Source organism: Micromonospora sp. NPDC049529, assembly GCF_055586685.1.
Window position 1 is genome coordinate 448283 of record NZ_JBVJHT010000001.1, and the last position, 19165, is coordinate 467447.

Genomic DNA, 19165 nt, shown 5'->3' on the forward strand with positions numbered 1-19165 from the left:
AGCCGGCTACTGAACCTGCTGACTCAGAAAATAGCGGGGGAGCGAGGCGGCGAGTCCGGGATCGGGCGGGTCAGCTTGCGGCACTGGCCCGGTCGCGCAGGACCGCGCTGGTGTGGCTCGGCATCACCCTCCGCTCGCTGGGACACCCCGCGCTACCTGCTGGCGCTGGCCTGCAACTACACGGCCGGCGCCGCCGACGAACGCTGGTCCCTTCTGCACCACACCAAGAATCGCTGCTCGGATCCGCGCACCCTCCAGGTCCAGCCGGTGCAGGCGGGCCTGCCGGTGGCGGTGCCGAAGGTCGGGCCGGACGAGATCCTGGTCGCCCGCTTCACACCGGAGCCGAGCCCGCTGCTCAACACCCTGGTACACACCGTCCTCAAGGACTGGTCCCCGATCCTGATCGCGGCCGACGGCCAAGCCTTCCGGGTACCGGAGGCGCTGACCGACGGCCCGCTGCTCGCGTCCTTCCCGCAGAAGCTCGGCTGGGCAAAGCCCTTCGACGGCTTCAGCTACCAGCAGCTCAGCTTCAACACCACGGGCGTGGTCGAGTTCCAGGCGATCACGATCCAGTGAGCTGCTCCAGCAGACCAGGCTGTTGCTCGGCGAGCCGACGAGAAGGGAACGTTCGGTAATGATCGGGGACAAGAAAGTTCTGATCATCATTCCGGCCTGGAATGAGGAGAAGTCCATCGCCGACGTCGTACGCGAGGTCCAGCGGGAACTGCCGACGGTCGACGTACTCGTGGTCGACGACGGCTCGATGGACAGCACCGCCGAACAGGGGCGCAGGGCCGGGGCGCACGTGCTGCGGCTGCCGTACAACCTGGGCGTCGGCGGGGCCATGCGGCTCGGCTACCGGTACGCCGAGGACAACGGCTACGACGTCGCCATCCAGATCGACGCCGACGGGCAGCACGACCCGCGTTTCGTACCGCAGCTCGTGGACGCGCTCGACCACGCCGACCTGGTGATCGGAGCCCGCTTCGCCGGCACCGGCGACTACACCGTACGCGGACCCCGCCGCTACGCCATGCGCCTGCTCGCGATCGTGCTCAGCCGGATCACCGGCACCCGGTTGAGCGACACCACCTCCGGGTTCCGGGCGGCGAACCGCCGGGTGATCGAGATGTTCGCCCACGCCTACCCGGTCGAGTACCTCGGCGACACCATCGAGACGGTGGTGCACACCGCCCGGTCCCGGTTCCGGGTGCTCCAGGTCCCGGTCGCCATGCGCCCCCGCGCCGCCGGTACGCCCAGTCAGTCCTCGCTGAAGGCAACGCTGTACCTGACCCGCGCGGTGGCCGTACTCGGCCTGGCCCTGATCCGCCGCTACCCGCTGCCCCAGGAACAGGTCAAGCAGATCTGACCCGTCACCTGCGTGCTGGTCACCAGCACGCAGGTGACGGCCGATCGAGGGAGTGCCCCACCCTGGGGTACTCCCTCGATCGTTTCTCCCGGTGTACCGTCCGAAGTGGCGGCTCGCCGGTTGTAGCGGCTGGCGCGGTCATCGCCCAGACCGCTACCTGGGAGGGCAACATCCATGTCCACAGGCACGATCGGTGCGCGGATCAAGTACTGGCGTCTTCGCCGCGGCGGGATGACCCAGGCCGTCCTCGCCGGGTTCGCGGGAGTCTCTCAGTACTATATCTCGCAGGTCGAAGCCGGCCGCAAGACCATCGAGCGACGCTCCACCCTCATCGGAATTGCCGCCGCCCTCCAGGTCACGGTCTCTGATCTGCTCGATCAGCCCGGCGACCCGACGGACCCGATGAAGGCGGGAGCGGTCGACGCCGTCCCTGCCATCTGGGCCGCCCTGGTCGAGATCGAGGAGGGCGAACGGCGCACGGCGACCTGGACCGCCGAGCAGGTTTCCGTCGGGATCGAGCGAAGCATCGAGCTTCGAGATCGGGCGAACTATCCGGAGATGGCCCGTACGTTGCCGGCCCTGCTTGTGGCTGCCGCCGCGCACGACGACGGCGGCCGGGCGCTCGCGCAGGTCGGGTATCACACGTCGGCCTGTCTGCGGCACCTCGGTTACCGCCACCTGGCGCGGAGCGCGGCGAAGGTAGCCCTGTCCGCCGCCGAGCAGTCCGGACACACCGCCTGGGTCGGCGCGGCTCGATTCGCGACCACCCAGTCGTTGCCGATCGAGGCGGCTGGAGTCACCAGCCGGGTTGCCGGCCGGGCACTCGTGGACCTGCAAAGCGCTGCGGCGGACCTGGACGTACGGCAGATGCTGGGCATGCTCCATCTGTCGGCGGCGTTCAGTTCGGCCGTGGACAGTCGGCCCGACGACGCGCGGGCGCACTTGACCGAGGCGGCTCGGGAAGCCGGCACCCTTGGTGACCCCGAGGACGGGGCAGGCTTCAACCAGGGAGGCTTCGGGCCAACAAACGTCAAGTTGTGGGAGATGTCGATTGCTGCCGAGTTGGGCGAGTACGGCCGCGTCATCGAGGTGGCACGTACGGTACGTCCCGATCCGCTGCGGGCGGTGCTCCGGCATCAGTCGTACTGGTTGGATCTCGGTCGGGCACTCGCGCACTCGGGGCGCAACGATCGGGAGGCGTTGACCTCGTTCATGCGAGCGGAGCGGGCTGCGCCCATGACGTTCACGCTGAACCCGCTCGCCCACGACGCGGTCGTGGCGATGGCGCGCCGGGCGCGCGAGCGGTCGATCTCGGATGATCTGCGTATTCTTGCCCGTCGCGTCGGCGTGGACGTGCACGCATAACCGCGAGTAATACCTCTCCGTTCAGCCGTCCGTAACCTCGTGATCACGGCGTGGTGGCTCGGTCTCCGTCAAGAGTGAATGAGCTGCCGTGTCTCCCGATCGTGCCGGGCCGGCTGCCCCCGTGGCTGGCCCGGCGTCCCCGGCCATCTGACGGAGGTGCGCGATGCGATGGCTCGATCCCCCCGACCCCGCTCCACCGGTACAGCCCGGCCCGGCGACGGAGTATCCCGACCGGTGCGGCGCGTACCTGCCGGCTGACGCGCCGCCGATTCCGGCACTGCCGGTGGCCCGGGACACGCGGGCGCTGGTCCGGATCCTGTGGAACACCCGGCGTCCGCGTTGGGTCTGGCGGCGGCGATGAATGATCGGCATCCGCTGACGCGGGCCTCGCGGTATTTGTGGCCGGCGTTGCTCGGGATCGCCCGGTCGATCGTTGTCCGGCATGAGCGGGGTGAGGAGTGCGGGCTGTGTCCGTGTTACCGGGCGGGTCGGTGCTCTCGGTTGCGGTGGGCGCGGAAAGTGGTGGTCGATCCGGAGATGCTGGCCGTCGAGGCGGAGGTGCGGGGGTGACTCAGTCGCGGAACACGGTTGTCGGCGATGTGACCCACAAGGGTTCCGGCAACCGGTGGGACTGCGGTAGATGCGGGAAGCTGTGGCCGTGCGAGACCGCTCGGGAAGAGCTGCTCGCGTCGTTCGGTGGTGACCGGGTGAGCCTGGCGATGTCCATGGCGACTGATCTGGTTCGCGCGGCTCGGGATCTGAGCGAGTCGACGCCGGCCGAGTTGTACGTCCGGTTCATCGCCTGGACCCGCTGATGACCGCACCCGAGCCGGACCGGTCCGTACTCGTGAAGGTGACGGTCAACCTGATCCCGCGCGCCGTCGATGCCCTCGATGCGGCGTGCGCCCGAACCAGGGACACGAAGACCGACACGATCAACCGGGCACTCGTCGTCTACAGCCTGGTGCTCGACCTGCTGGAACGCGGCGGCGGGAGCCTGACCGTACGGAGTCTGGACGGTAACACCGAACGAGTACACCTGCTGTGAAAACGTTCCGACCGAGTATGTGTCGGGAACCGGTGCGTCCACTGGAACCATTCGATGCGACCACTTCGGCTGTTCATTGATCCGTCAAACCGATTCCGGGCACAGAAATAGAGCAACCCCGCTCCGGCGTTTCCGCTGGTCGGGGTTGCTCTGATAGCCCGGCGAAAGGCTATGTGGCCAGGGGCGGGGTCGAACCGCCGACCTTCCGATTTTCAGTCGGACGCTCGTACCAACTGAGCTACCTGGCCTGGGTGTTGCTCGGCTCATGTTACCTGTCCGGCGGGGTGGCCGCAGCACAGGTGACCTGCTCCGAAACGCAGAGCGCCGCGCGTTGTTACGCGCGGCGGACGGCGCTGGCGGTCCTGACGGGACTTGAACCCGCGACCTCCGCCTTGACAGGGCGGCGAGCACTCCAACTGCTCCACAGGACCTAGCTCGTACATCCTTGCATGTTGCTCTTTCCGGTCTTGCACCGGCCGGCTGGCCGGGGTGGTGCACGTGCCCCCAACGGGATTCGAACCCGTGCTACCGCCTTGAAAGGGCGGCGTCCTGGGCCACTAGACGATGAGGGCGGCCCCGCCATCATTGCACAAGACAACTCAAGCAGTTGCACCCATCCGGCCCCGCCGGAGGCTTGGAAAGCATACGTGATCGCCGCCCGCAGGATCAAACCGGTAGCGCGCGGGGGCAGAATGCCCCCAAACCTACTTCAGCCGTACGATCCCGTACTTCTGTTTCAAAGCGGCGAGCATGGTCGGGCAGGCGGTGAGCGTGCCGCTGCGGTCCCCACCCCCGTCGTGCAGCAGGATGATCGAACCCGGCCGGGCCTGGATGATCACCCGCTTGCTGATGGCCTCGGCACCGGGCTTTTCCCAGTCCCTCGGGTCGACGTCCCAGTGCAGGGGCGTCATGCCCAGGTCCCGGCTCACCCGGACCACCGCCGGGGTCCACTCGCCGCCCGGCTGCCGGTAGTAACCGATCTTGGCTCCCGGCACCGCCCGGCGGATCTCCCGGTTGGTCCGGATCAGGTCGGCCCGGATCTCCGCCTCCGACTTCCGGCCCAGCTTGAGATCGTGCTGCCAGCTGTGGTTGCACAGGGCGTGGCCCTCGCGCACGATCCGGGCGACCAACTGCGGGTACTTGCGGGCCCGCGAACCGACCAGGCAGAACGTCGCCTTGACCTTGGCCGCCCGGAGCTGGTCGAGCACCTTCGGGGTCCACTCCGGGTTGGGGCCGTCGTCGAAGGTGAGCGCGACCCCCTTCGACCCGGTCAGCCGCCTGGTGTCGTACGGGCCGATCGTGGCGCGCGGCGCCGGGGGACGGCTCGGCGTCGGCTGGAGCGTCGGGGCGGGCGGTGCGCTGGTGGCCGGCACGGTCGGGACGGGCGCCGGTGCGCTGGTGGCCGGGGTGAACGGAGAGAAGCTGGGCAGGGCGGCCAGGCCGCCTTGATCATTGGCGCAGGCACCGGTGAAGAGCGCCACCAGGACCAGCCCGGCCGCGAGCGCGGCGGGTCGGATCATCGTCGACTCCCGAGGGGTATCGGGCGAGGGAGCATCGGGGGCAAGCGGGGCTCACGCTAGCCCACCACGACGTCGGCCGTGGCCCCGGTGAGCCTCGATTCCGGCCGATCCCGGCTGATTCCGGAGTCAGCCGGTCAGGGACCGGTCGGCCGTCGCGGCAACCGCCATGGTGAGTGTCAGTGCCTCGCTCAGGCTGGCCGGGTGCGGCACCCCGGCGGGCAGCGCCTCGGCCCGCCAACCGGGCCCGGCGGCGACCAGCAGCACCGGCCGGTGCGGGCGGTCGAGCACCGCGCGGAGCTGGGCCGGGTCGGCGGTGGACCGGGCGTGCGACCAGAGGACGACCACCGCCGGTCCGGTCCGGGCCACCGCGTCGGCCAGCGCCGCCACCGGCACCCGGGCGCCGAGCTGGCGGGCGGCCACCCCGGCCTGCGCCAACGCGGCGGCCAACGCCTCCAGCGGCAGGGTGTGCTGTTCCTCGTCGGCGCAGGAGAGCAGGATCCGGGGCGGCCCGGTGGGCGCAGCGGTCCGGGTGACCACCGCGAGCACCTCGGAGACGCAGCGCGAGACCAGGTGCTCCACCTCGATCAGGCCGGCCGTGGCGGCGTGCCGCTCGCCGAGCCCGGCGAGCACCGGCCGCAGCAACCCGTCCCACGTCGCCACCACGCCGTCGGCGGCGATCACCCGTTCGATGGTTTCGCAGACACCGGTCGCGTCGAGCCGCATCGCCGCGCGGGCCAGTCCGCGCGCGGCCGGGCCGGCGGCCCGGACCGGGATGGTCCGCCCGCCGCCGTCGCGCGGCCGGATCGTCGCCCGGCGCGGTGCCGGGACCCGACCGGGTACGTCGGCCGCCGCCCCGCCGCCCGGAGCCGCTTCACCCCGATCGGGTACGTCGTGCGCCCGTTGCGCCCAGTGGGCCGCCTCGGCCGGCACCACCCCCTCGGCGGTGAGCCGGCGCATGATCTCCAGGCGGGCGAGATCCTGCGGGGTGTAACGCCGGTGTTGGCCGGGCACGTGGCGGCTCGGCCCGAGGCCGTACCGCTGGTGCCAGGTGCGCAGGGTGGTGACCGCCACGCCGAGCCGGCGAGCGACCGCCCCGGCGCTCAGTCCGTCATCGCCCACCCGGCGGCTCCGCCGCGTTGTCCACCGGGCCGGTCGTGGCGCTCGCCCGCACCCCGGTGGCAGCGGCGTCGGCCGGGATCGACCGCAGGTACGCCTCGATGACGCCGACGAGCCAGGGGGCGTACCGGTCCGGGTTGGCGGCCAGGTCGGCGCGCAGTTCGTCGGGGTCGACCCAGCGCAGGTCGGCCACCTCCGCCGGGTCCGGCAGCACCGGTTGGTCCGGTGCGAAGTCGGCGCGCAGGACGTGGTCGTACTCGAACTCGACCCGTCCGGTCGCGGGGTCCTCGGCGAAGTACTGGTAGACCCCGACCTCGGTCAGCTCGACCGGGCCGACGCCCAACTCCTCCATCAGCCGCCGGTTGGCCGCCGTACGCAGGGACTGGCCCGGTTCCGGGTGTCCGCAGCACGAGTTGGCCCAGCGCAGCGGGAACCGGGTCTTGACCGTGGCCCGCTGTTGCAGCAGCACCCGGCCGGACGGGTCGACCAGCAGCACCGAGAACGCCCGGTGCAGTTGCCCCGGCGGCTGGTGGGCTGCCGCGACCGTGGTCTCGCCGAGCACGGTGCCGCCGTCGTCAACGAGCTCGACCAGGTGTTCCTCCCGTGCGGCGGTCATCGTCCACCGCCGGTGACCCGCGCCGCGGCCAGCTTGCCAGAGATCAGCACCATCGGAACTCCCACTCCAGGCTGCGTACCCGATCCAACGAACACCACATTGGAGAGTCTGCGGTGCAGATTCGTTGGACGGAATGGTCCGGTCTGGAAAAGGCTGTGCGCGGCGGCGAACGGGGTCCCGCCGGCCATCCCGGCATCGGCCCAGTCGGCCGGGGTGACGATCTCCGACACCTCGATCCCGTCGGAGAACCCGACGTATCCCCGGCTCTCCAGGGTGGCGGCCAACTCGGCCGCGTACCGCCGGGCCAGGTCGCCGCGCCAGTGAAGCGGCGCCCGGTCGAGGTTCGGCACGGGGGCGAGCACGTAGTAGGAGTGCCGGCCGGCCGGGGCGACGGACGGGTCGGTCCGGCTCGGGTTGGTGACCAGCAGGGACGGGTCCGACATCAACTGACCGCGCTTGATCACCTCCTGGAAGGTGCCCCGCCAGGAGCGGCCGAAGTGGATGTTGTGGTGGGCGATGCCGGAGTAGGCCCGGTCCGAGCCGACGTGCAGCACCACGCACGAGGGGGAGTAGCGCAGCCGGCGCTGCCGGGTCGGCGGCAGCAGCTCGCGGTAGGCGACCGGCAGGTCCGGGTTGAGGACCACCACGTCGGCCGGTATCCGTTCACCGTCTGCGGTGGTGACCCCGGTGGCCCGGCCGGCCGAGGTCTCCACCCGGCTGACGGTGGTGCCGTACCGGATCTGGACGCCGTGTTTCTCGGCCGCCCCGGCCAGGGCGCGGGAGACGGCGTGGATGCCGCCGCGCGGGAAGTAGACCCCGGCGACCGAGTCGAGGTACGAGATCACGGTGTAGATGGCGAGCGCGTCGTGCGGGGCGAGTCCGGCGTACATCGCCTGGAAGGAGAAGATCCGCTGGGTGCGGGGGTCGCGGAAGAACTGGTTGACCTTCGTCTGGAGGCGGCGGAAGGCGCCGGCCGCGACGAGTTTGAGCAGGTTGCCGGTGAGCAGGTCGGTCGGCGAGTCGAGGTTGCGCTCGATGAAGTCGGCACGTTCCAGCTGCCACAGGTTCCGGGCGTAGTCGACGAAGCGCAGGTAGCCGTCGGCCTCGCGGGCGCCGCAGACGCGGGAGATCTCGGCCGCCATCGCCGCCGTGTCGGTGTGTACGTCGAGCGTCGAGCCGTCCGGATAGTGCGCCCGGTACGCCGGGTCGAGCGGGATCAGGTCCAGCCAGTCGGTCAGCTCCTCGCCGACCGCGTCCAGCGCCTCGGCGATCAGGTCGGGCATGGTGAGCACCGTCGGGCCGGTGTCGAACTCGTACCCGCCGAGGCTGAGCCGGCCGGCCCGGCCGCCCGGCACCGGTTCGCGTTCCAGCACGGTGACCTGCCGGCCGCTGCCGGCGAGGTGCAGGGCACAGGCGAGCCCGCCGAGTCCCGCCCCGACCACCACGACCCGATCGGTCGGTCCGCTCACGGTCCGCACGCGACCACCTCCCTACTGCGATCCCTCATCATGCCCGCCGATGAGTCGTTACCACAGCAAGACGGGTAAGTGCGGGGCCGATTGTGGTGCGGCCCGGTGCCTTGGCCGTTGCCGGAGCGTACCCTAGGGTTGCGAGTTGCGTCGATTGGTGCGTCGATTACTGGTGGTAGGCCGATCACCGGCGAAGGATCAGGACGAGTAACTCGGAGGACCGGGCGGTGGACCAGGAACGGGCAACGGTGCGAACCGATCTCGCCGCGGCCTACGGGCGCTGCCGTGAGCTGCACCGACAGCACGGTCGCACCTACTATCTGGCGACCCGCCTGCTGCCGGCGTGGAAGCGGCGGCACGTACACGCGCTCTACGGCTTCACCCGCTACGCCGACGAGATCGTCGACCGTACCGATGCGTTGCCGCCGGCCGAGCGGGCCGCCCGGCTCACCGACTGGTCCGACCGGTTCGTCGCCGGGCTGCACGGCGCCCCGGTCGACGATCCGCTGCTGCCGGCGGTGCTGCACACCATCAACGGCTTCGGACTCGACCCGGACGACTTCACGTCGTTCCTGCGCAGCATGGCGATGGATCTCACGGTCACCTCGTACGCCGGCTACGACGACCTGCTCGACTACATGGAGGGCTCGGCGGCGGTGATCGGCACCATGATGCTGCCGATCCTCGGCTCGTCCGACCCGGTCGCCGCCCGCGAACCGGCCCGCCAGCTCGGCCTGGCGTTCCAACTGACCAACTTCATCCGGGACGTCGCCGAGGACCTGGACCGGGGACGCACCTACCTGCCCGACGAGGACCTGGCGAAGTTCGGCGTGAGCCGGCACGACCTGGTCGAGGCCGCCGCCCGGCGCCGGGCCAGCGCACCGATCCGGGAGCTGATCGCGTACGAGGTGGCCCGCGCACAGGTGCACTACGCCGCCGCCGCACCGGGGATCGTGCTGCTCAACCCCGCCTCGCAGGCGTGCATGCGGACCGCGTACCTGCTCTACGGGGGGATCCTGGACGAGGTGGCCGCCGCCGGTTACGACGTGTTCGTCCGCCGGGCCGCCGTGCCGAACCGGCGCCGGGCGGCGGTCGCCGCACGGGCCCTGCTGACCCGCCCCGGCACTCCGGTGGCGGTGCCCGGTCCGGCCGGTTAGCCGTCGAGGCAGGTGTGCAGGACGTCGACCAGCCCCTCCACCCGGTTGAAGCCGGCCAGGTGCCGGGTGGCGTACGCGAACGTGTAGTCGCGTACCGGGTCGGCCCAGGCCACGCTGCCGCCGATCCCACCCATGCCCCAGCTCCCGTCCTCTTCGAGCTGCATGCCGAGCGTCCACTGTGCGGGGCGCTCCAGCAGCAGGTCGTCGCCGACGTACTGGGCCCGGGTCAGCTCGGCCACGAGTTCGGCACCGAACAGCCGTACGCCGTCCAGTTCGCCACCGGCGAGCAGCCCGGCGTAGCAGCGGGCCAGGCCGGCGGCGGTGGCGTGCAGGTTCACCGCCGGCAGTTCGGCCGAGCGCCAGAGCGGGCCGTTGAGGACCGCGAGGTCCAGGCAGCCGGCCGGGTTGCCGAGCGCTCGGGCGCGCAGTGAGCCCGGTGTGCCCAGGACGGTGACCGGCCAGTCCGGGTCGCCGTAGCCGAGGTCGGCGCAGCGGGCCTGGTCGGCCGGGGCGAGGCCGAAGTGCAGGTCGAGCCGCCACGGGCCGGCGATCTCGTCGGCCAGGAAGCGGCCGATCGACCGGCCGTCGACCCGGCGGACCAGCTCGCCGACGAGGTGCCCGTAGGTCAGCGCGTGTTCGGCGGCGACGGTGCCCGGCGCCCAGACCGGCTCGGCGTCGGCGAGGTCGCCGGTGAGCAGGTCCCAGTCGCGCAGGGCCGACTCCGGCCGGGGCACCGGGAACACCGGCAGCCCGGCGGTGTGGCTCAGCACGTGCCGTACGGTCGCCCCGGCGGCGCGGAATTCCGGCCAGTGCCGGACCACCGGGTCGTCCAGCCCGATCCGACCCCGCTCGACCAGCAGCAGCAGGCAGAGCGCGGCCACCGGTTTGCCCACCGAATAGACGTTGACCAGGGTGTCCGGGGTCCAGGGCCGGGTCCGGGCGCTGTCCCGCCAGCCGCCGACCAGGTCCAGCACCGGTCGGCCGCGATGCCAGACGGCGAGCGACGCCCCGGTCTCGACCGCGCCGCCGAGCCGGCCGCCGCCGGCCGAGTCGTCGGGCAGGTCGCCGGTTGCGCCGACCTTCCGATTTTCAGTCGGACGCTCGTCGCTCAGCAGCGCCGCGAAGGCGTCCCGTACGGCGACGAACCGCCGGTCCCAGTCGCCTTCCACCCGATCCTCACGCACCCGGTCCGCATCCACCCGCACACGGTAGGCCGCCGTACGGGGACGCCGACACACGTTATGTGGGCCGTCACCGGTCCCGGATCGATTCCGCTGGATCGGCCGGCTGATCCGGGGGCGGCGGCGCCCCGGATCGGTGGTCGGCTGAATCGGCAGCCGAGTGGTCCGGGTCCTTTCGGTGCGGGATGCTGACGGGGTGACGGAGCCGGAGCAGTTCGACGTGATCGTGATGGGACTCGGTGTCGGGGGCGAGGAGGTCGCCGGCCGGCTGGCCGAGGCCGGTCTCTCCGTACTCGGGGTCGAGCGCCGGCTCGTCGGGGGCGAGTGCCCGTACTGGGGCTGTATTCCGAGCAAGATGATGATCAGGGCGGGGAACGCGCTGGCCGAGGCGAAGCGGGTCGGGATGCTGGGCGGCCGGGCGGAGGTCGTACCGGACTGGGCGCCGGTCGCGGCCCGGATCCGGGACGAGGCGACCGCGGGCTGGACCGACAAGCGGGCCGCCGACCGGTTCACCGGCAAGGGCGGTCGGCTGGTCCGGGGTACGGCCGAGCTGGTCGGGCCCGGCCTGGTCGAGGTCGACGGGATCCGCTACCGGGCCCGTCGGGGCATCGTCGTCGGCACCGGTACGGAACCGGTGATCCCGCCGGTCGAGGGGCTGGCCGGCACGCCGTACTGGACGAATCACGAGGCGATCGAGGCGGCCGAACTGCCCGGTTCGATCGCGGTGCTCGGTGGCGGGGCGATCGGCCTGGAGTTGGCGCAGGTGTTCGCCCGGTTCGGGGTCCGGGTGCACGTGGTGGAGCGGTCCGACCGGCTGCTGGCGATGGAGGAGCCGGAGTCGTCGGAGCTGGCCACGACCGCGCTGCGGGCCGACGGGGTGGAGATCCACACCGGGATGCGGACCGAGCGGGTCGAGCACGGCACGGGCGGGTTCACCCTGCACCTGACCGGCGGCGGCTCCGTACGCGCGGACCGGTTGCTGGTCGCCAGCGGCCGGCGGGCCCGGCTGGACGAGCTCGGTCTGCCGAGTGTGGGTCTGGACCCGCAGCAGCGTTATCTCGACACCGACGACCGGATGCGGGTGGCCGACGGCATCTGGGCGGTCGGCGACGTCACCGGTCACGGCGCATTCACGCACATGGCTATGTACCAGGCCGGAATTGTGATCCAGGACATCCTGAGCGGTGGCGGCTCGGGCGCCGCGGCGGTTGATCGGGACGGGCCGAGGGCCGACTATCGGGCGCTGCCCCGGGTGACGTTCACCGATCCGGAAATCGGTGCGGTGGGGCTGACCGAGCGCCAGGCTCGGGAGGCCGGGCTGCGGCTGCGGGTGGGGCAGACCCGGCTGCCGGATTCCTCGCGCGGGTGGATCCACAAGGTCGGCAACGAGGGATTCATCAAGCTGATCGCGGATGCCGATCGGGACGTCCTGGTCGGCGCCACCTCGGCCGGTCCGGCCGGTGGCGAGGTGCTCGGTGCGCTGGCCGTGGCGGTGCACGCGGCCGTCCCGGTGGCCCAACTGCGGCAGATGATTTGGGCTTACCCGACTTTCCATCGGGCCATCGGGGACGCCGTGAACAATCTGAAGTAGCCGCACGGCAGCCGGAGAGACCACGCCGGCAGATTCGCGTTAAATTCTTGCAAGAAACTGCCGTACCATTGCGGCCGTGACTAAACGCCTCACCGAAGTAGCGAAGAAGGCCGGCGTCAGCGAGGCCACGGTGAGCCGGGTGCTCAACGGTCGCGATGGCGTCTCCGAGGCCACTCGGACCGCCGTGCTCACCGCTTTGGACGTGCTCGGCTACGAACGGCCGACAAAGCTCCGGGGTGAACGCGCCCGGCTGGTCGGCCTGGTCCTGCCCGAATTGCAGAACCCGATCTTCCCGGCACTCGCCGAGGTGGTCACCGGTTCGCTCGCCCAGCGCGGCTTCACCCCGGCGCTCTGTGCGCGCACGATCGGCGGCGTCTCGGAGATGGACTACGTCGAGATGCTGCTGGACCACCAGGTCTCCGGGGTGATCTTCGCTGGTGGCTCGTACGCGCTCGCCGACGCCCGGCACGACCACTACCGCCGGCTGACCGACCGGGGCCTGCCGGTGGTGCTGGTCAACGCCGGGGTGGACGAGTTGGAGTTCCCCCGGGTCTCCACCGACGACGCGGTGGCGGTGGAGCAGGCGTACGGGCACCTGCGCTCGCTCGGCCACGAGCGGATCGGCATGGTCCTCGGGCCGGAGGACCACGTGCCGTCCAGGCGCAAGCTGGCCGCGATGGCCCAGGTGTCCGGCTGGGCTCCTGGCGACGAGTGCGTGGAGCGGTCCAGCTTCTCCATGGAGGGGGCCAGGGTCGCCGCGACCAAGCTGGTCGAGCGGGGGGTGACCGGCATCATCTGCGCCAGCGACGTGCTGGCCCTGGGCACCATCCGGGCGGCCCGTCGGTTGGGGCGCTCGGTGCCAGCCGACATCTCGGTGGTGGGCTTCGACGACTCCGCGTTCATGACCTGCACCGATCCGCCGCTGACCACGGTCCGGCAGCCGATCGAGACGATGGGGCAGGCGGCGGTGGACCTGCTGGTGACCCAGATCGAGGGGGCCGGGGTGCTGCACGACGAGTTGCTCTTCGAGCCCGAGCTGGTGGTACGCGGCTCGACCGCGCCCGTACCCAGCCGCTGACCGACCTTCCTGTCCTGAAAACCCTCTGACCAGCCCCGACGCGTACGACCAAGGGCGGACCGGCCTCCGGTCCGCCCTTTCGTGTCGCTGTGCCGGCCGGGGTGGCGTCGTACGCCGCCGACCTGGGGCAAACAGTCGCAGTCTTTCGATTTTCGGTCGAGTTCTTGCGTGGAGCGATTCGACTTTGTATCGTCATCGCCACGAAACATTGCGTGTTAGAGAGCTAGATCACAATCCCGCGTGCCCACCCAGGGGAGGGTGTTCGTTCATGGACAGATCCACGTTGCGGAAGGCTGCGGCGTTAGCGCTCGTAGCCGGCCTCGGGGTCAGCCTCACGGCCTGCTCCACGAAGAGCGACGACTCGTCGACCGCCAACGGCAAGGTCACCATCACGGTCGACTGCCAGCCGGTCGGCGCCCAGAAAGAGATCCTGCAAAACTGGAACGACGACGTCGTGGAGTTCCAGAAGCAGAACCCGGACATCATCGTCAAGAGCGTGAGCGTCGGCGAGCAGTGCAACAACCCGCCGGACTTCACCGCCCGCCTCGCCGGTGGCACCGTGACCGACCTGTTCTACGGCTACATGACCGATCTCCAGCAGGTGCTCGACTCCGGTCAGGCCATGGACATCTCCCAGTACGCCAACAAGGACACCGTCCCGACCTGGGACAGCATCGACCCGGCACTCAAGGAGGTCTTCACCGACGGCGGCAAGCTCTACGCCGTACCGGTGAAGAACTACTCGATGGGCCTGGTCTACAACAAGGTCCTGTTCCAGCAGGCCGGGCTCGACCCGAACAGCCCGCCGAAGACCTGGGCCGACGTCCGGGCCGCCGCCAAGAAGATCTCCGCACTCGGCAACGGCATCGCCGGCTACTCGGAGTACAGCGCCGGCAACACCGGCGGCTGGCACTTCACCTCCCTGCTCTACTCGCAGGGCGGCCAGGTGCTGACCCCGGACGGCAAGAAGGCCGACTTCAACAACGCGCAGGGCAAGCAGGTCCTCCAGAACCTCAAGGACATGCGCTACGGCGACAACAGCATGGGCGACCGGCAGCTGCTCCAGTGGGGTGACCTGCTGACGAACGCCGGTGCGGGCAAGGTCGGCATGTTCATCGGCGCGCCGGACGCCACCCAGGCGATCGTCAGCCAGTTCCAGGGCAAGTTCCAGGACTGGGCGATGGGCCCGCTGCCCGGCCAGGACGGCCCGGCGAAGGCCACGCTCGGTGGTGGCGAGGGTTACTTCTTCAAGAAGGACCTCTCCCCCGAGCAGGTCAAGGCCGGTCTGAAGTGGATCGCGTACCAGAAGCTGACGCCGGGCAAGGGCCAGTTCGACTACGTCCGGGCCAAGCCGCAGAACTACCCGGTCGGCCTGCCCCAGCCGCTGCTCTTCGCGAACGGCACCGACGCGCAGAAGCAGGAGTTCGACCTGCGCAAGGCCAACGCCAACGTCGACACCGCGAACTTCGCCGCCTTCGAGGCGAACCCGGTCCCGATCAAGGGTGAGCCGCGCAACGCACAGGCGATCTACGCCGTCCTCGACGCCGCGATGTCCGGGGTGCTGACCAGCCCGAACTCGAACATCGACGCGCTGCTCAAGACGGCCGAAGAAAAGGTCAACCAGCTCCTCGCCGCAGAGAGCTGATCGGCGACGGTGTGGGGGCCGGTGCGCCCGGCCCCCACACCGTCCAGCCGCACCATCGGTGTCACCGACTCACCCAGGAGTTGCCTTGGCGCTCACCACCGCCCCGGAGACCAGCAGGAAACCGGGACGCCCCGCGTCGCCGTACCAGGCACGGCCGCAGCGTACGAGCCTCGGCCGCAAGGTACGGGACAACCTCACCGGTCACGCGTTCCTGATCGGGGCGGTGCTCTGCTTCATCGTCTTCTCCTGGTACCCGATGATCCGCGGCATCGTCATGAGCTTCCAGCGCACCCGGCGCGGGGAGACAACCTGGGTCGGCTGGGACAACTACGTCCGCATCGTGGCCGACCCCAGCTTCTGGACCGCCTGGCAGAACACCTTCTACTTCACGGTCCTCGCGCTCGTCCTCGGGTACGCGGTGCCGTTCTTCGTGGCGATCCTGCTCAACGAGTTCCGCCACGCCAAGGGCTACCTGCGGATCCTGGTCTATCTGCCGGTGATGCTGCCGCCGGCCTCGGCGCTGTTCCTGTTCAAGTTCTACGCGTACGACCCCAGCGAGGCCGGGCTGTTCAACGCCATCCTCAAGGCACTGCACCTGCCGACCTCGCAGTGGATGCAGTCGCCCGAGATGACGATGCCGGCCATGGTGATCGCGTCGACCTGGATGAACATGGGCAGCGCGGTGCTGATCTACCTGGCGGCGCTGCAGAACGTGCCCGGCGAACTCTACGAGGCGGCCGAACTCGACGGCGCCGGGATCTGGCGACGGATCGTCAACGTCACCATCCCGCAGACCCGGTTGATCCTCGCCCTGTTGGCGATGCTCCAGATCGTCGCCACCATGCAGCTCTTCATCGAGCCGCTGATCCTCGCCAACGGCGCGGGCGCGGAGGACTCGGCGACCTCGGTCGCGTACCTCATCTACCAGCACGGGTTCTTCCAGAACGACCTCAACGGCGCTGCGGCGCTCGGCGTGATCATGCTCGTGGTGCTGGCCGGCTTCTCGGCCGTCTACGTACGACTGACCGCGAAACAGGACTAGGACGGGCGAGGCAATGGCACAGGATTCCGGGACCCGGACACTCATCTCCCATGCCCAGCTCACCCGAGGGCGCGGCAAGGTCATCTACTGGACGCTGCTGGCCGTCGTCGTCACCGGCTTCACGCTCGTCTTCCTCGGGCCGCTCTACTGGATGGTCACCGGCGCGCTCAAGTCTGGCCAGGAGATCGCCCAGACCCCGCCGTCGCTGTTCCCGCAGGACCCCGACTGGCAGAACTACACCGACGCGTGGAACAACCTGGACCTCGGCAAGCTGCTGTTCAACACGTTCTACTACGCGGCCGGCGCGGTGCTGTTCCAACTCGTCTTCGACACCGCCGCCGCGTACGCCCTGTCGAAGCTCCGACCGATCTTCGGCAACGTGATCCTCGGCGCGATGCTGGCGACGCTGATGATCCCGGCGATGGTCCTCATCGTCCCGCAGTACGTGACCGTGATCGACCTGCCGATCGTGCACATCAACCTGCTCGACTCGCCGTTCGCGATCTGGCTGCCCCTGGTCGCGAACGCGTTCAACATCTTCCTGCTGAAGCGGTTCTTCGACTCGATCCCCGAGGAGTTGATGGCGGCGGCGCTGATGGACGGGGCGACGCCGCTGCGTACGCTCTGGTCGATCATCCTGCCGATGTCGCGCCCCATCCTCGGCGTGGTCGCGATCTTCTCCGTGACGGCGGTCTGGAAGGACTTCCTCTGGCCGAAGCTGGTCATGCCGTCGCCCGAGACCCGGACGGTCAGCGTCGGCATCTACGCCTTCGCCGGTGGTACGCCCCAGAACGTGGTGATCGCCGCGTCGGTGATCGCCGCGATCCCGACCGTCATCATCTTCCTGATCTTCCAGCGGAACATCATGTCCGGTCTGACCACGGGCAGCCTCAAGGGATAGCACTGCGTTACCTCCCGCGCGGCGGACAACGACAGTTCGCCCGATACACATCCAGGTCCGGCGAACCCGCCCGACGTACTGACGCAGAAAGCAGGTGCTCGTGTCCACAGCAGACAACAGTCCGTGGTGGCGTGGAGCGGTGATCTACCAGGTGTATCCACGGAGCTTCGCCGACGGCAACGGCGACGGCATCGGTGACATCGCCGGCATCCGGTCCCGGCTGAATCACCTGTCCGCGCTTGGCGTCGACGCGATCTGGTTCAGTCCCTGGTACCCGTCCCCGATGGCCGACGCCGGCTACGACGTCGCCGACTACCGCGACATCGACCCGATCTTCGGGACCCTGCCTGAGGTCGAGTCGCTGATCGCCGAGGCGCACGCGCTCGGCATCCGGACCATCGTCGACGTGGTACCCAACCACTGCTCGGACAAGCACCCGTGGTTCCAGGCCGCGCTCGCCGGTGGACCCGGCGCACCCGAACGGGACCTGTTCTGGTTCCGCCCCGGCCGGGGCCCGAACGGAGACCAGCGGCCCACCGACTGGGTCGGCGAGTTCGGCGGCGAGACCTGGACCCGGACCACCAACCCGGACGGCACCCCCGGCGACTGGTACCTGCACCTGTTCACCGCCGAACAACCCGACTTCAACTGGGAACACCCGCTGGTCCGGGCCGAGTTCGAGGACATCCTGCGGTTCTGGTTCGACCGGGGCGTGGACGGCATCCGGATCGACTCCGCCGGCCTGCTGGTCAAGGACGGGAACCTGCCGGAGACCCTGCCGGGCAGGCCGCACCCGTTCCGCGACCTCGACGGGGTGCACGACGTCTACCGGGCCTGGCGGCGGATCGCCGACGAGTACCCCGGCGACCGGGCCCTGATCGGCGAGGTGTGGATGCCCGACCGGCAGCGGTTCGCCAACTACCTGCGCCCGGACGAGCTGCACGCCGCGTTCAACTTCGACTTCCTCGGCTGCGCCTGGGACGCGGCCGCGCTGCGCGAGAGCATCGACGGCACCCTGGCGGCGCACGCCCCGGTCGGCGCCCCCGCCACCTGGGTTCTGTCCAACCACGACGTCACCCGGCACGTCACCCGGTACGGCCGGGAGGACACCACGTTCAGCTTCGCCAAGAAGCGCGAGGGCATCTTCACCGACCTCGAACTCGGCACCGTACGGGCCCGCGCGGCAGCCCTGCTCTCCCTCGCCCTGCCCGGCGCCGCGTACGTCTACCAGGGCGAGGAACTCGGCCTCTGGGAGGTCGACGTCCCACCGGCGGAGCGTACGGACCCGATGTGGCCCCGGTCGGGCTACGTCGACCCCGGTCGGGACGGCTGCCGGGTGCCGTTGCCGTGGTCCGGTGACGCGCCGCCGTTCGGCTTCAGCCCCGAGGGCGCGACCACCGCCCCCTGGCTGTCCCAGCCGGCGGAGTGGAAGGGGCGTACCGCCCAGGCGCAGACCGGGGACCCGTCCTCGATGCTGGCGCTCTACCAGGCGGCGATCCGGATCCGGCGGGCCGAGTCCGGCCTCGGCGACGGGCCGATGAGCTGGATCGACGCCCCGGACGACGTGCTCGCCTTCACCCGCGGCGACGGGTTCGCCTGCGTGGTGAACCTCTCCGGCGTACCGGTGCCGTTGCCGGCGCACGAGAGCATCCTGCTGGCCAGCGGACCGCTCGACGGGGACCTGCTCGCGCCGGACACGGCCGTCTGGCTCCGGACCGGAACGGTCTAGTCATGACCCGCCCAGCCGTCGCCGAGCGTTGCACCGGGACAGCGGTGTGCTGTTCCCACCGGCCGTCGGCGGCGGCGTACGCGGGTCAGTGGATCGCCGGGTACGTCCGGCTCGGCCCCGGGCCCACCCGGGCCGAGTCGGCCGGCACGGTGGTGGCCGCCGGCGGTGGGGACGCCGACCCCGCCGCCGGCGGACACGCCGTACCCCATGGTTTTTCCGGCGGCGGCGCGACGCGTCCCAGTCGCCGCCACCACCACCGGCCGGCCCGCCGGCCCGGTAGCGAACGGGAGGTCTACGCGCCCTGAACCATTGCTGATTGCGGCTCCACGCGGCTCCAC

18 protein-coding genes and 3 tRNA genes are annotated in these 19165 nt (G+C 70.3%); 13 read left to right on the top strand and 8 right to left on the bottom strand.

Annotated features, from left to right (window positions below):
- The first annotated feature begins 75 nt into the window (after window positions 1–75).
- The 5 genes from ACZ6QQ_RS02100 (at window position 76) to ACZ6QQ_RS02120 (ending at window position 3782) form a co-directional block, all read left to right on the top strand.
- Window positions 76–576: a hypothetical protein gene (locus ACZ6QQ_RS02100; protein WP_465873560.1), complete on the top strand. Its 501-nt coding sequence runs from the start codon at window positions 76–78 to the stop codon at window positions 574–576.
- A gap of 58 nt (window positions 577–634) precedes the next feature.
- Window positions 635–1369 carry a glycosyltransferase family 2 protein gene (locus ACZ6QQ_RS02105; RefSeq protein WP_465873562.1) on the top strand — a complete coding sequence of 245 codons (735 nt, stop codon included), beginning with the start codon at window positions 635–637 and terminating at the stop codon, window positions 1367–1369.
- Window positions 1370–1543: 174 nt separating this feature from the next.
- The gene (locus ACZ6QQ_RS02110) at window positions 1544–2734 is read left to right on the top strand and encodes a helix-turn-helix domain-containing protein (RefSeq protein WP_465873564.1); all 1191 of its coding nucleotides are present in this window, start codon (window positions 1544–1546) and stop codon (window positions 2732–2734) included.
- 163 nt (window positions 2735–2897) lie between these two features.
- Window positions 2898–3095 (top strand): hypothetical protein, encoded by a 198-nt coding sequence (locus ACZ6QQ_RS02115; RefSeq protein ID WP_465873565.1) that lies wholly within the window; start codon window positions 2898–2900, stop codon window positions 3093–3095.
- A 453-nt stretch (window positions 3096–3548) separates the two neighbouring features.
- Window positions 3549–3782, top strand: a complete 234-nt coding sequence (locus ACZ6QQ_RS02120; protein WP_465873567.1) for a hypothetical protein — start codon at window positions 3549–3551, stop codon at window positions 3780–3782.
- A 174-nt stretch (window positions 3783–3956) separates the two neighbouring features.
- On the opposite strand, the gene ACZ6QQ_RS02125 is transcribed toward ACZ6QQ_RS02120, so the two are convergent.
- The 7 genes from ACZ6QQ_RS02125 to crtI all read right to left on the bottom strand — a co-directional run bounded on the left by ACZ6QQ_RS02125 (window position 3957) and on the right by crtI (window position 8512).
- Window positions 3957–4030 (bottom strand) — tRNA-Phe (locus ACZ6QQ_RS02125).
- A 106-nt stretch (window positions 4031–4136) separates the two neighbouring features.
- Window positions 4137–4213, bottom strand: a tRNA-Asp gene (locus tag ACZ6QQ_RS02130).
- 68 nt (window positions 4214–4281) lie between these two features.
- Window positions 4282–4354, bottom strand: a tRNA-Glu gene (locus ACZ6QQ_RS02135).
- Between the two features lie 132 nt (window positions 4355–4486).
- On the bottom strand, window positions 4487–5302 hold the full coding sequence (locus ACZ6QQ_RS02140; RefSeq protein WP_465873569.1) for a polysaccharide deacetylase family protein: 816 nt from the start codon (window positions 5300–5302) through the stop codon (window positions 4487–4489).
- Between the two features lie 126 nt (window positions 5303–5428).
- A complete protein-coding gene (locus tag ACZ6QQ_RS02145) occupies window positions 5429–6421 on the bottom strand; it encodes a MerR family transcriptional regulator (protein ID WP_465873570.1) in 993 nt (330 codons plus the stop codon).
- Window positions 6411–7034 (bottom strand): isopentenyl-diphosphate Delta-isomerase, encoded by a 624-nt coding sequence (gene idi / locus ACZ6QQ_RS02150; RefSeq protein ID WP_465873571.1) that lies wholly within the window; start codon window positions 7032–7034, stop codon window positions 6411–6413. Before idi ends, ACZ6QQ_RS02145 begins: the two co-directional genes overlap by 11 nt.
- Window positions 7031–8512 (bottom strand): phytoene desaturase family protein, encoded by a 1482-nt coding sequence (gene crtI, locus ACZ6QQ_RS02155; RefSeq protein WP_465873573.1) that lies wholly within the window; start codon window positions 8510–8512, stop codon window positions 7031–7033. Before crtI ends, idi begins: the two co-directional genes overlap by 4 nt.
- A gap of 239 nt (window positions 8513–8751) precedes the next feature.
- On the opposite strand from crtI, the gene ACZ6QQ_RS02160 reads away from it, so the two are divergent.
- Window positions 8752–9660, top strand: a complete 909-nt coding sequence (locus ACZ6QQ_RS02160; protein ID WP_465873575.1) for a phytoene/squalene synthase family protein — start codon at window positions 8752–8754, stop codon at window positions 9658–9660.
- On the opposite strand, the gene ACZ6QQ_RS02165 is transcribed toward ACZ6QQ_RS02160, so the two are convergent.
- Window positions 9657–10859, bottom strand: coding sequence for a serine hydrolase domain-containing protein (locus tag ACZ6QQ_RS02165; RefSeq protein WP_465873576.1), 1203 nt, complete (start codon window positions 10857–10859; stop codon window positions 9657–9659). The two genes, ACZ6QQ_RS02160 and ACZ6QQ_RS02165, sit on opposite strands and share 4 nt — an antisense overlap.
- Window positions 10860–11037: 178 nt before the next feature.
- On the opposite strand from ACZ6QQ_RS02165, the gene ACZ6QQ_RS02170 reads away from it, so the two are divergent.
- The 7 genes from ACZ6QQ_RS02170 (at window position 11038) to ACZ6QQ_RS02200 (ending at window position 19132) form a co-directional block, all read left to right on the top strand.
- On the top strand, window positions 11038–12432 hold the full coding sequence (locus tag ACZ6QQ_RS02170) for a dihydrolipoyl dehydrogenase family protein (protein WP_465873578.1): 1395 nt from the start codon (window positions 11038–11040) through the stop codon (window positions 12430–12432).
- A gap of 76 nt (window positions 12433–12508) precedes the next feature.
- Window positions 12509–13510, top strand: a complete 1002-nt coding sequence (locus ACZ6QQ_RS02175; RefSeq protein ID WP_465873579.1) for a LacI family DNA-binding transcriptional regulator — start codon at window positions 12509–12511, stop codon at window positions 13508–13510.
- Between the two features lie 268 nt (window positions 13511–13778).
- Window positions 13779–15155: an ABC transporter substrate-binding protein gene (locus tag ACZ6QQ_RS02180; protein WP_465873581.1), complete on the top strand. Its 1377-nt coding sequence runs from the start codon at window positions 13779–13781 to the stop codon at window positions 15153–15155.
- Between the two features lie 85 nt (window positions 15156–15240).
- Complete coding sequence (locus ACZ6QQ_RS02185; protein ID WP_465873582.1) at window positions 15241–16197, top strand: carbohydrate ABC transporter permease; 957 nt, start codon at window positions 15241–15243, stop codon at window positions 16195–16197.
- Window positions 16198–16210: 13 nt separating this feature from the next.
- Complete coding sequence (locus ACZ6QQ_RS02190; protein ID WP_465873584.1) at window positions 16211–17098, top strand: carbohydrate ABC transporter permease; 888 nt, start codon at window positions 16211–16213, stop codon at window positions 17096–17098.
- Between the two features lie 100 nt (window positions 17099–17198).
- The gene (locus ACZ6QQ_RS02195) at window positions 17199–18827 is read left to right on the top strand and encodes a glycoside hydrolase family 13 protein (protein WP_465873585.1); all 1629 of its coding nucleotides are present in this window, start codon (window positions 17199–17201) and stop codon (window positions 18825–18827) included.
- A gap of 2 nt (window positions 18828–18829) precedes the next feature.
- Window positions 18830–19132, top strand: a complete 303-nt coding sequence (locus ACZ6QQ_RS02200) for a hypothetical protein (protein ID WP_465873587.1) — start codon at window positions 18830–18832, stop codon at window positions 19130–19132.
- Window positions 19133–19165: the final 33 nt, after the last annotated feature.